Origin of the sequence: Brucella rhizosphaerae (genome assembly GCF_002252475.1) — a bacterium.
GTDB lineage: Bacteria > Pseudomonadota > Alphaproteobacteria > Rhizobiales > Rhizobiaceae > Brucella > Brucella rhizosphaerae.
This window is the reverse complement of the sequence record NZ_NNRK01000003.1, coordinates 1-11,468: the sequence shown is the minus strand read 5'-3', so window position 1 is coordinate 11,468 and position 11,468 is coordinate 1. Positions and strand designations below refer to the sequence as shown.

Genomic DNA, 11,468 nt, shown 5'->3' with positions numbered 1-11,468 from the left:
TTTCGTCCTCCGTCTGGAGGGCATGGACAGCGGACAAAGATTCAGCGTTCCCGCAAGAGAGACCTCTTGCGGGTTGGCGGTCTTCCGACTATGTTGAAGGCAGTCTTACGGGCCTCCAAACACGGTCGTTCCGATAATCCAAAAACCCCTACCGCTTGCAACGGTTGGGGTTTTTCGTTTTATGCCCTCGGTGCGTTCTCGATATAGAACCTCAAAGCTTCTTCAATAATCGGGGTTCTGCCCCGAACTCCACTCTCGGCTTTTCGCTTGTCGATAGCTTCAACAATGTCTGCCGGTAGATCGGTCGTCACCAGAACGCGACCCGCCGCGCGCCGCTTTTCGCGGTGCGTGACCATGTAGTCGCGACTCTCTCTGGTTCCTCGATTCATACTCACATGTGAGAGCGTTTTGTGCGATTCTGCAACCCCTTAATATTAAATGGCTGAAGTCTCGACTGCCGGCGAGCCGCCAAGCGCCCGGTAAAGGGTGGATCGATGCACCTTTAAAAGCCGCGCTACCTCGGCCACGGTCTTGCCGTCCTGCTGGATGAGATGCCGTGCGTGGTCGAGCTGGTCGGCCGACAGGGCAGGACGAGGACCAAAGGTCACGCCTCGCGCCTTGGCAGCTATCCGACCGGCGCTTGTGCGCTCCACGATCAGAGATCGCTCGAAATCCGCGATGCCGGCGAACACGGTCAAGATCATCCGCCCTGCCGGCGTCGTAGTGTCGGCCCACGGCTCGGCCAAGGATCGCAGGCCAGCGCCGGCAGCGCCGATCTGGTTGGCAATGTCGAGAAGGTCGCCGGTCGATCTGGCGAGGCGGTCAAGCCGGGTGATCGTCACCACGTCCCCGACGCGCAAGTGGTCGAGCATGCGAGCCAGTTCTGGCCGATCGCGCTGCGCTCCCGATATCTTTTCCTCGAATACCCGGACGCAGCCAGCCACACTAAGGGCGGCGCGCTGCTGGTCAAGGTCCTGCCCGCGCGTCGAGACTCGAGCGTAGCCGATGAACACCCGGCCAGCGCTGAATTCTGATTGGCCGTCCACGCCTCCCTCCTGTCGCAATTCATGTCGCAGGATTTCTACCATTCGCGACCATGACATGCGACACAAAAAACCCTGAATTTTCAGGGGGTGCCGATCTGTCGCGTGGATTAGAATTTTTGCGACAATTCCGCCATCGTTGCCCCCTTAGTCATTTCGCGGAAGCGCCAATTGCCACCGAGTGACGCAATACGGAAACGGCGTCGCGCCTCGTTTCAACCCTCGACGGTAATCTTGATTGCCGTGGGGTCAACGCCGAAGGTGATCGCCAAGCGCCGCTTTGCTTCTGCGATCGTCAGAGGGATTTCGTCACCTCCAGACGATCCACCACTTGCCGGTAGCGCTGCATCGTCGGCTTCTGCAAGATCTTCTTCGTCAACCTCGTCGGCGGCTTCGCCCAAGAGGGCGATCCGGGCCACGGGAGGGAACTTGAGACCGATGCCGGCCCCAACCAACGAAGTGGGTTCCTTGGCCTCTTCGGTATAGAGCGAAATCCAGTTGCCATGCGAAGTATCGAAGTTCGGGTTAACAGCAAACCGGGCGTCAAAATTCTTGTTGAGCCGCTTCCGCACTTCGTCAGCAGAAAAATCATGTACCAAGCCGATCTTTTCTTCACCCTCATCGCGAGTGTTAAGAGCGACGACTATAACGCGCTTAACATCAACGTCATCCATTCCGAGCCAGTTGCCAGCGGCGTCGCGCGGGAAAGCGAACCACTGATCCTGTGACGTGCGGATCGCGACGTTGAACTCCTCCTTTCCCTTTTTCACGCGACGAAGGCTCTTCTTTCCAGAGCGCGGCACGCGCGAAACCTTGTAGCCCTGCCCTTCGAGATATTCGATTCCGATCTCAAAGAGACGCTTCGCATACTGAACCTTCTCAGGAGTGGCAAAAATGTTCGTCATTTCGTTTTTCGTCCTCAAACGTTTCTCTTGAGAAATAGGCTATACGAAATACTTGAGAACACAATAGCAAATGAGAGAGAAGTGCGATTTTGTTTCTTCTTTCATTTCTCTCTGATTTTTTACAAGAGAACTGAAAGAGAAAACATCGGGCCGAAGAATGTCCGTGATTTATCATTTTTTGGATACACAAACGTGTATCCATGCGATACCGTCCCGCCATGTCGAGCAAAGACGTTGGCCTTCGTATCCGCGTGTCAAAGGAACTCCGCGAGGCGTTCCAAGGGGCATGCTTTGTCGAAAATCGACCGGCGTCCGAAGTACTGCGAGAATTCATGCAAGCTTACGCCAATCGTCATCAAGGCGGATTGCAACCGGACATGTTTACAGCGGCGACCAGCATAACTCCGAGTCGTGCAACTAAAAGAAAGACAAGATGAGCCAAGTCAATTCGTTTGAAACGAGCGCAAGACGGTTGACCTCGCTCGACTTGTTTGCAGGCGCTGGAGGTCTATCCGAAGGCTTGCGTGAAGCCGGGTTCACGTCGCTTTATGCGAACGAGATTTCCTCGCGCTATGCCCAAACCTACGCCATCAACCATCCGGGTACGCAGGTGGATAGCCGCGATATCAGACAGGTAGATGCCCGTAAAATTCGAGATAGCTTGGGTTTGAAGCGTGGCGAATTGGATTTGATCGCCGGTGGCCCACCCTGCCAAGGCTTTTCTATCAACGCGCCCAAACGCTCAAACAAGGATACCCGGAATCACTTGTTTCGCGAATACTTGCGGTTCGTGACCGAATTTGAACCACGTGTCGTCATGATCGAAAATGTTCCCGGCATGGTGTCGTTTGAAGGGGGCGCAACACTTGATGCGATCCTCGTATCTCTCAAGCACCTTGGCTATGATGCCGACGTGCGCATCCTGTATGCGCCCCATTACGGCATTCCTCAAACCCGGTGGCGGACTATCATCCTTGGGGGGCGCAACGGCCTGAAGCCAGCCGATCTTTTCCCTGAACCGCTGCGACAAGCGCCAGTTCGAGTGAACTTCACCTCTCAATTTGGCGGCAAAAATCTGGTGAATTTGCCACAATCCTTGGAACTGCCTTCGCACGTTACAGTCAAGGATGCGATTGGTGACTTGCCTGTGCTGCGCAACGGCGAAATTGGTGCGCCAGTCAAAGACTATTGGCACCCGGCTGATAATCCATATCAACAACTGATGCGCCTGGGTTCAACAGGCGTGACGTGCCACGAAGCTGCCCGACTGAGCAGCATCAACCTTGAACGCATGACGCATATCCCGGCGGGCGGTAACTGGACAAACATTCCAGATGCGCTGCTGCCACGCGGGATGAGGATGGCGCGACGCAGCGACCACACAAAGCGTTATGGTCGGGTCAATCCTGACGGCCTAGCTTCCACCATCCTGACCAAATGCGATCCGCATTGGGGAGCGTATTTCCATTACGAGCAGGATAGAGCTTTTACCGTGCGAGAAGCGGCGCGGATACAGTCCTTCCCTGATACCTATGTGTTCTGCGGGTCGCGGGTGGAGCAATATGAACAGGTCGGAAACGCTGTTCCGCCATTATTAGGTGCAGCTGTTGGGCGGACGATTGCGGACGTGCTGGAAAATAGCCGCAAGCCCAAACGCAAGGCGGTGGTGGCGTAGTGGCAGGAAAGATTTGGGAGTTTTTCGGTTATCGAGCCGATGACCATTCGCCAGCAGCGATTGCCGCCGCTACGAACAAGCTGTGCCCCTACTTGGACGAAACGTGCGAGAAGCGGCTTAACGATGGGCTTATTGCCGGCGTTTGCACCATCAAGCCGGTGACCTCCAGCCCTGTGATTTGTTGTCCTATTCGCTTGTATGCGGACAAATATCGCGCCCTGTATGACGTGGCTAAAATCGCGTTTGAGGAAGATTTGGAGTTGATCGCGGGCGGGAAAGCGTCGGCTCGGGCGAAAGAAAAACAAGCACCTGTCGTGGCGGTGTTCGGAAAGCGGTGGGGCGGTGAACTACGTTTGCCACAAAAGGACGGCGCAGGAAGCTACTTCGTTGATTGGGTATTGGCGCTGGTGGATGCCAACGGTAAGTTGAAGGAGTTTGTCGCTGTCGAAGTCCAGACCATCGACACAACAGGCAACTACCGCAACGGACGAGAAGCCTTGCTCACGCAGGAACGTACAAACCCGATGACCTCAGCCGGGTTAAACTGGGAAAACGTCAATAAACGCATCTTGCCGCAACTGATTTACAAGGGGCAGGTGCTGCAACGCGAAGCGTTGTGCCGAAAGGGCTTGTTTTTTGTCTGTCCGCGACCTGTTTACACGCGGATCATGGCGCGTCTTGGTGGTGTCGGTGGCTTGATCCGCTATGCCTTGCAACCGGCGTCGATCACGTTCCTTGCCTATGAACACGAAGAAGCTAGCATTATCGACGGGGCCACGGTGCAGCTAAAAGCAGTGCCACCTCACTCGACAACGGTTTATAAGGTACAAGAGGCTTTCAATAACGTCACTCTGCCGGATGAAAACGTTTATAAAACCGCCATCGAAGCCGCCCTTAGCAGATAGCATGGATAAGACGTGCTGACCTGTGAACCATCCGTCCCACAATTGGGGAAACTGGCACTCTCCGCGCCATCTTGTGACACCTCGACCGATTAGCTCCCGAAGGCCCGCTCTCTCAAAAAGGGCTGTAGGGCCGTAGGGGGCGGGTGACCGGCGCAGTCGGCTCGGGGCGAAGTGGAAGCCCTCTTGGTGGGACCGACGATTTCATATCGTCTTCCACCCCGAAATATTCACATGCAAGCAAGTGATCCGGGCGGCTGTATCCCTCTTCTGCATTGATTTCGAGAACTACCGCTTTTCCAGCAGGTAAAGGCGGTCTCCGGCGTTCGAGTTCATCATCAAGGACCAGCGCTTTGGATGATGGGTGATCGTCCAGCCAATCGGCAATTTCATCGATTTTGCGTGGCTCCAACCCTAACAGGGGAGCAAACCAATCCTCATGCCAGAGGTCCTGCCGTAGCCCTTCGGAAACCAGCTTCTCCATGAGGGTATCGGAATCCGGTCCCCACGATCGCCGCCAGTTCGAGCTTAAGACCAACCTCGCATCCGCGAGGTCCGCGAGCCGCACCAAAAGCCTGATGGCCTCGGCGTTGAAGCGCAATTGCCCCATGAAACCATCCGGGCGCGATCTGAGCAGCGCGGCATTCTCTGGCGATCGGCAATCCTTCAGGGTCAGAAGCACCCCGTCAATGTCCACGAAAATGATGTTCTCGATCGTCACCATCCCGGCCCCTCATCCCTCGTCCGTGAGGGTATCACACGTGGCGCTTTCGCCTTGTCGTTGTCCTTGGCATCCGGGCGCTGTTCGGCCTCCTGCTTCTGCTGCGCGACGGCTTCCTTCCGTGCATTCAGGACCGGCGGCATTTCCCGTTGCGGGGTGGGCGCGGTGCCTGGGCGCTCTGATTGGTAGGCGGCGGTCCTACCGTCACGCGCATTGAGCACAGGCGGCATTTCCCGCTGCATCTGAGCCCGCTCGGCCATGTATGCGGCCTTCCGGTCAATCGGCTGTGCTCGTGCCGCCTCGGCCGCATGAACCTCACGGCCATGCTGCGCCTCGACGGCGCTCACTTCGGCTTTCCACGCACCCTCCGCTGCTTTCGCGGCGGATTGGGCAGAGCTTTGGCTTTCGCTCACCCCCTCCTGCATGGCTGAACGGTTTTCGCTCGTGAGCTTTGCCTGATTGCCCTGCTCTTTCTCTCGGTGCTCGTCGTTCTTGGCCCTGACGATGTTTTCACCGTCGCGTTTTCTCTCTTCGAAGGTGGCTGCCATCCTCCCGGCTCCCTGCTGGTGATACGCCTGATACGCGGCCTTCCGATCAAGCGGCACGCCTGTGCGGCCCTGCCCGTCACGGCGATCGGCGGCGCTCCGCTCGCCGATCCTGTACGGCTTTGTACTCCGTTCGTCGCCCTGCCGACGCGACCACTCCGAACGATCGCCGTAAAGCTGCCTCCACGCCTCGCGCAGCTTCCCTCGTTCTCCGTCCTGCCGGTCAATCAGCGCCTTGCGCTGATCCTTGAAACGATCCCGATGGTTCGCAAGATCTCGGTCGCGTTGGCCTTTTACGTTGCGGATTTCCTTGTCCACGATAGATTTCAGCTTAGAGGCCAGTTGCTGACGTGTCAGGTCCTGCGCTTGGGCGAACGCCTCCTGCCGCGCGCGAGTGGAAAACACGTTCATGACCGTGGCCGCTAAAAGCCCCCGGTCTTCAAGCTGGCCGGTAGCCTGCTGGTGTCGCGCGGCAACAAAGGCGTTCACAACGACGCCGCTCATCGACTTCTCACGCTGGCCGAACCGCTTTTCCTCTGCTCGAGCGCCACGGAAATGCTGTGCCCAGATCGGCTTGCACTCCTTCCGGTGCATCTCGATCGTCTCGGCAATCTGGCGATCTGTTGTCCGATAAATCGCGTTCCGATCCGTCTTTTCACGCGCAGCCAGGTCGCGCCACTGGTCGCGGTGCTGAACCTTCTGGCTCGCCCCAAGCTCGCGGAGCATCGTCGCGCGGCTCTTGGTGTCGTGCGCCTGCTCTTTCACTGCGGCGCGCTTCTGCTCTGTGTATTTGCGGCGCTCGGCCTTGTCCGCGTTCTGCTCGCGTTGCCCGCGCTTCTCTTCCCGTCGAGGGGTCAGGACCCGCCCGCGCTCGCGCTCGTACTGGTTCGCCCAATCCGACAGTTTGTAGAAATTGTTGCTGGTCGCCAGCATGCGACCGTCCTCCGGGTCCACCCGGTTCAGGGTCACATGCACATGCGGGTGATCCTGATCGGTATGGCAGACGATCACGGCTTGCCGGTTTTCCGCTCCCAGCACCTTCAAGCTGGCATCGACCGCCCGCACCATCTCGTCACGGGTGAGAGTCGCGGCCTCGTCCGGATGCCAAGAGAGTGAATAAGTCTGGACCACCAGATCGGATTTTTTACCGGTATTTTTGACCCCGGCGCGGGCCTTCAATTCATCGGCCTGTTTGGCCGTCGCGACCATGACACGCAGCGCCGTGTGCATGTCATCGGTCGCCATGTTGCGCGTCTCTGTCCATGCCACGCGCTCACTCGTAGTGGGGTATGGCAAGGCGGCATCCTCCCGCTTGTCGTGCAAGTAATAGTTGAGCGCGCCTTTGAAGCTGAGGCCCGGCTTGCTGACGTTAGGCACCATCGTGCGCCAGCCTTTCCAGCGCGGCCCGGACCTCGGCCATGGTGTCCGCAATGTCGTTCGGGATGCCTCGGCCGAAATGCAGGGCCTTGAGGATTTGAGCGAGGTTCACGCCGACGCGATTAACCTCGGCAATCGCCCGATCATCGGTCGCCGCACGTGCCGGCGCGATCGTGATCCCGAGGACGGCGCGCCGCGCAAACTCCGCGACGGGCAACCCGGCACGTGCCGCCTGTGCCTCGACGTGAACGCGCTCGGCCGCTGTCAGCCGCACGCCTGACAGTCGTTCGGTACGCTTCTCGTCAGGCGCCTTGCGGGGTCGTCCGCCTGCGCCTCGGGCCGTGGTCCGCTCCGTCAATCGCCGCTCCCTTGGGGTTCGGGGCTGCGCCCCGACAAGCGTTTTTGGGTACCAAAAACATAGCTTGTTACTCACAACACAGTCGCTTAATATACAGTTCTTTGTTGGTTTCGGCAAGGTTTCTAAAGTGGACCTCAGCGGCATGGGGGTGAGAGGATGAGTACATTAGAAGGCGTCAGGACACGGCTCGGAAACTGGCTGCGCGGCGATCAACACGAAACCCTGACCCGCATGAAGTGGGCTTTCCTGTTGATGGTCGCCCTTTCGATCTACTCGTTCATTGGGTCGAGTTCTCACACCGCGACTGCACCTCTCGCCGGTCTGCTATGGATGGTCGGAATAGCCCTCTTCCTCGCCGTGACTGTTATCGCGTTCCGGCACGAGGGTGCGCGCGTCGTGGGCCAGTATGTCTCAGGGGTGCATGGTGTCCGCCGCGTTCTGCTGTTCGCGGTCCTACTGTGGGCCGCCACGATTGCCGCCGCGATCCTCGCCCGGTTTTTCGTCGGCATCATGCGCGACAACACTGTTCTCGATCCCGGCTACAACGACTATGTGCACGGCGCACCCACGGTTGTGTTCCTGATCTCGACGGCGGTCCTATTCTTCGTGTTCGTAACCCTCGGGCGATCCGCCTTAAGCCCCGCAACCGGCGTCACGCGTGAGCATCTGCGCGGCGCTGACTTCGCCACACAGGAGGCTCATCAGGCCGAACTGCAGCGGCGTTATCCGAGCATGCCGCCAGCCGTCTCTATCGGGGGCGTACCCTTCCCACCCGGTCACGAACGACTGCACACAGCCATCGCCGCCTCAACGGGTGCCGGCAAGACGGTCGCCCTTCGCGGGCTGCTCAACACCATCCGGGCACGTGGCGATCGCGCGATCGTGCTCGACAACAACAGCGAGTTCATGCGCGCCTTCCGCCAATCCGGCGATCTCGTCATGTCGCCGTTCAACGACGAATCCCTCGGGTGGCGGCTGTCGAATGAGGCTAAGAATCTCTACGACTGGGACCGGCTCGCCTCCGGTTTCGTGCCAGAGGGAACCGGCAGTTCCGCCGAATGGCACGAGATGGCGAAATCCTTTTTCGGCGCGGTCGGGGCCGGCCTGTTTGAGGTCTACGATGGCACCTTCACCAATGCCGAGCTGCAACGCCTCCTGATCGCAGCCGAAGCGCGCGAGCTCGCCCCCCTCGTCGCCGGCACCACAGCCGAGGTACTGGCCGCGACGGACGACTTCAACAGCCGCCGCCTTCAATCAGTGCGTATGAGTTTCATCGCCAACCTCAAGGCATGGCGCTTCGTCAAGGACGGCGATTTTTCCTTTGGCCAGTGGATCAGGGACGACACACCCGAATGGATGTTCCTGCCCTATTCCGATCGCAACATCGAGCAGGCGCGCGACCTCATGGCCGCATGGTGCGATATTATGGTGACGGCCGCCCTCGATCGGCCGGATGGCTTCACCCCTGCCCGCACCACCTGGATCATCATCGACGAACTGAACTCACTCGGGGAAATCCCGGCTCTGCTCGTCGGCGCGACACGCCTCCGCAAGGCAGGGGTCGCGATCGTGGTGGCCGTGCAGGACTTCGCCCAACTTCGCCAGACCTACGGCGACAACCGCGCCGAAACCCTCATGAACAATTTCAGCAACAAGCTCGTGCTGCGCACCACGGACGGCATCGCCGCCGAGCAGCTATCAAAATACCTCGGCGATCGGGAAATGAACGAGGAACAGGTGAGCTTCTCGACAGGCGGCGGGGGCAGCTTTTCCTACTCCCCGAGCATCATCACTGAGCGCTTGGTTCTGCCGTCCGAAATCCAGAAACTCCCCGATCTCGAAGGCTATCTGAACTTTGCTGGCGACTGGCCCGTCATCAAGGTCAAAGTCCCCCTCCCGGCACAGTGAAGCTGAAAACGGTCCCGGCGCGAAAGCGCCGTGGCATTGTCAGTGATGGCCCTCCGGCTCTCTTCGGCGCAACGAGGAAGCGCGCTCGCCTCCGGGCCAGAGCGCGGCCTAGCCGCGCTGCTGATAGGTCAAAACCTATATAAACCGGCAAGTCGCATTTCACTCAAGCGCGGTTACGCTCAAATACTCATTTGAGCGATTGAGATACTAGCTCACGCAAAATCTCGGTTACGGTGCGGCCCTGCTCGACGGCCATCATCTTGAGCCGTTTATGCTCGTCGCGATCAAGGTCAAAATTCACCCGGACTGTCGGGCCTTTGTCAGACAGGCTAGCGAGGGTGGCTGACTTGCGAACGTTGCTAGGGCGACCAGCACTCAGCATACCGCGCTTTTCTTCACTCATTTGATGGTCTCCTTATAAACTCAATTGAGTATTTGTTTAATCTCATCAGCCAATGCCATGACTTCGCGGGCAGCTTCGCTGTCCGGTTCCAGATCGAGGATGGTCGATCCGACCGCAGCGGAGCCGGGATACCCCACGCGCTGCGTGATCCGACTCGCCAAGACTGGCAGGCCGTACCCGGTCAAGGCGTCTGTGATCTCGCTGCCGATCTTGGTTCCCTTGATCGCTCGGGAGACGACGAACGCGGCGCGCAGTTTGCCGTCAGTGACCTCGATGCGCTGCTTCACCAGATCGACAAGATCGGCCGTCGCCCAGATGTCGTAGGGAGAGGGCTGGACCGGGATCAGGATGAAATTCGCGGCCTTGATGGCCGACACGGCCAGATCGGCCGCTTGCGGCGCTCCGTCGATGACGACGAAATCCTTGCGGGCGATGTTCTTCAGGTCGCGCTCAATCGTTGGTCGGTCGATCCCGACTACGGAAAGCGGCTGTTCCTCGCGCACAGCGGCCCAATCGCGGGCGCTGCCCTGTGGGTCGGAGTCAATCAGCAGCACGTCAGCACCGCCAATCTGCAAGGCTCTGGCGAGGTGAGTGGCAATCGTGGTTTTCCCCGCCCCCCCCTTCTGGTTCAAAACGGCGATCACATGCACGACCGGTTCTCCTTCGGTTGATTAAATGTGCCTTTACTCAAGTGAGCACACTAAGTCACTCAAATGAGTAAAGGGTTAACCGCTCAAAAACTCATTTAAGTGATTTGGCGCTGCCCTCTCCGCGCACTTTCATCGAAAGCCCATGCAAGGACAGCCGCAAACGCTAACGCTGCGATTTTTGGTGATGAGGGTGCCAAACCGGCCCGCACTTGCGCGGGTCGGAACCGCCGCAGGGCCGCGATAGCGGCCCGATCAGCGGTGACCGCTTATTCTTCTCTATCTTTTATAAAACTAGATTGGGATTCAGTCTGTCTGGCGGACTCACGTTGTTTGATTGATCTAGCAAGCTTGGCAAGAGCCTGCCCCAAGGAATTGTCGCCCACGTCGAACAGGGTGCGTTCCTCAATGTCGAGCGAAGCGCGATGCATCTCTAGGACGGCGGCGTGCTCGGCCTCGGCTTGAACATGATCGTCGGGCGGGGGAGGGGTGACGCCGAACCGGCCAAGGAACTGACGGGCACGCGCAGGGAGCGACAGCCGGTAGGCATTGCTCGTCTGCTGGACCTGTGGGCCGCGCCCTTCATTGCCGGTCGGCACGTAACGCCGCAGCCAGTCGAGGAAGCCATGCGCGCGAAGCGCCTTGAGCGCCCGCACGATCGCGTCCCGCGAGCGCCGCAGTTTAAGCATGAGGAAATCTATCGACGGGTCGAGCCGACCCGTGCGGAAGTTCACCAGATTGGCGAACAACTCCAACACCTCAATGGCGACCCCGCCGAGTGGGCCGTTGCGTGTACCTGGCTCTCTGCAAGCGACCTCATAGCGCCGCGCCGCTAGCACGATCTGGCGGACCTCCTGCCGGTTCGTGCCCTTCCAAAATACGCTTTCGCATCTCCCGGTCGCGCGGGATTGCCTTCGAACGGGTGCGCGCGTTCGCTCGGCCGACGCTCCTGCGAGCATGGCCCCTATCTGCATCAACATAGTC

12 protein-coding genes are annotated in these 11,468 nt (G+C 58.9%); 3 read left to right on the top strand and 9 right to left on the bottom strand.

Annotated elements, in window-relative coordinates; translation table 11 throughout:
• Positions 1 to 179: 179 nt before the first annotated feature.
• The 3 genes from CEV32_RS00205 to CEV32_RS00195 all read right to left on the bottom strand — a co-directional run bounded on the left by CEV32_RS00205 (position 180) and on the right by CEV32_RS00195 (position 1,948).
• Positions 180 to 356, bottom strand: coding sequence for a ribbon-helix-helix protein, CopG family (locus tag CEV32_RS00205; RefSeq protein ID WP_225246936.1), 177 nt, complete (start codon positions 354 to 356; stop codon positions 180 to 182).
• A 78-nt stretch (positions 357 to 434) separates the two neighbouring features.
• Positions 435 to 1,046 (bottom strand): recombinase family protein, encoded by a 612-nt coding sequence (locus CEV32_RS00200; protein ID WP_456236574.1) that lies wholly within the window; start codon positions 1,044 to 1,046, stop codon positions 435 to 437.
• A gap of 212 nt (positions 1,047 to 1,258) precedes the next feature.
• Entirely contained in the window at positions 1,259 to 1,948 is a 690-nt protein-coding gene (locus tag CEV32_RS00195) for a hypothetical protein (RefSeq protein ID WP_094573436.1), read from the bottom strand.
• 472 nt (positions 1,949 to 2,420) lie between these two features.
• Here CEV32_RS00195 and CEV32_RS00185 point away from each other — a divergent pair, with 472 nt between their 5' ends.
• Positions 2,421 to 3,623, top strand: a complete 1,203-nt coding sequence (locus CEV32_RS00185) for a DNA cytosine methyltransferase (protein WP_208620762.1) — start codon at positions 2,421 to 2,423, stop codon at positions 3,621 to 3,623.
• Positions 3,623 to 4,528, top strand: coding sequence for a NotI family restriction endonuclease (locus tag CEV32_RS00180; RefSeq protein WP_094573433.1), 906 nt, complete (start codon positions 3,623 to 3,625; stop codon positions 4,526 to 4,528). The genes CEV32_RS00185 and CEV32_RS00180 overlap by 1 nt, the downstream gene beginning before the upstream one ends.
• Before the next feature lie 112 nt (positions 4,529 to 4,640).
• Here CEV32_RS00180 and CEV32_RS00175 read toward each other — a convergent pair whose 3' ends face one another.
• Genes CEV32_RS00175 through CEV32_RS00165 form a run of 3 tightly spaced genes read right to left on the bottom strand, consistent with a single transcriptional unit; the run spans position 4,641 to position 7,526 of the window.
• Positions 4,641 to 5,249, bottom strand: coding sequence for an HAD domain-containing protein (locus tag CEV32_RS00175; protein WP_094573432.1), 609 nt, complete (start codon positions 5,247 to 5,249; stop codon positions 4,641 to 4,643).
• Positions 5,243 to 7,171 (bottom strand): relaxase/mobilization nuclease domain-containing protein, encoded by a 1,929-nt coding sequence (locus CEV32_RS00170; protein WP_094573431.1) that lies wholly within the window; start codon positions 7,169 to 7,171, stop codon positions 5,243 to 5,245. The genes CEV32_RS00175 and CEV32_RS00170 overlap by 7 nt, the downstream gene beginning before the upstream one ends.
• On the bottom strand, positions 7,161 to 7,526 hold the full coding sequence (locus CEV32_RS00165; protein ID WP_094573430.1) for a plasmid mobilization protein: 366 nt from the start codon (positions 7,524 to 7,526) through the stop codon (positions 7,161 to 7,163). Before CEV32_RS00165 ends, CEV32_RS00170 begins: the two co-directional genes overlap by 11 nt.
• Positions 7,527 to 7,682: 156 nt before the next feature.
• On the opposite strand from CEV32_RS00165, the gene CEV32_RS00160 reads away from it, so the two are divergent.
• Positions 7,683 to 9,434 (top strand): type IV secretion system DNA-binding domain-containing protein, encoded by a 1,752-nt coding sequence (locus CEV32_RS00160; protein WP_094573429.1) that lies wholly within the window; start codon positions 7,683 to 7,685, stop codon positions 9,432 to 9,434.
• A 187-nt stretch (positions 9,435 to 9,621) separates the two neighbouring features.
• On the opposite strand, the gene CEV32_RS00155 is transcribed toward CEV32_RS00160, so the two are convergent.
• From CEV32_RS00155 to CEV32_RS00145, 3 genes are all read right to left on the bottom strand, one after another.
• On the bottom strand, positions 9,622 to 9,837 hold the full coding sequence (locus CEV32_RS00155; protein ID WP_094573428.1) for a plasmid partition protein ParG: 216 nt from the start codon (positions 9,835 to 9,837) through the stop codon (positions 9,622 to 9,624).
• 20 nt (positions 9,838 to 9,857) lie between these two features.
• Positions 9,858 to 10,487 carry a ParA family partition ATPase gene (gene parA, locus CEV32_RS00150; protein ID WP_094573427.1) on the bottom strand — a complete coding sequence of 210 codons (630 nt, stop codon included), beginning with the start codon at positions 10,485 to 10,487 and terminating at the stop codon, positions 9,858 to 9,860.
• Between the two features lie 266 nt (positions 10,488 to 10,753).
• Positions 10,754 to 11,468: helix-turn-helix domain-containing protein (locus CEV32_RS00145; RefSeq protein WP_407923335.1), on the bottom strand; the 715-nt coding region annotated here is incomplete at its 5' end.

Coding starts and splice junctions, on each gene's coding strand:
- CEV32_RS00160 (WP_094573429.1), top strand. CDS start 7,683: ATGAGTACATTAGAAGGCGTCAGGACACGGCTCGGAAACTGGCTGCGC.
- CEV32_RS00195 (WP_094573436.1), bottom strand. CDS start 1,948: ATGACGAACATTTTTGCCACTCCTGAGAAGGTTCAGTATGCGAAGCGT.
- CEV32_RS00155 (WP_094573428.1), bottom strand. CDS start 9,837: ATGAGTGAAGAAAAGCGCGGTATGCTGAGTGCTGGTCGCCCTAGCAAC.
- CEV32_RS00170 (WP_094573431.1), bottom strand. CDS start 7,171: ATGGTGCCTAACGTCAGCAAGCCGGGCCTCAGCTTCAAAGGCGCGCTC.
- CEV32_RS00175 (WP_094573432.1), bottom strand. CDS start 5,249: ATGGTGACGATCGAGAACATCATTTTCGTGGACATTGACGGGGTGCTT.
- CEV32_RS00205 (WP_225246936.1), bottom strand. CDS start 356: ATGGTCACGCACCGCGAAAAGCGGCGCGCGGCGGGTCGCGTTCTGGTG.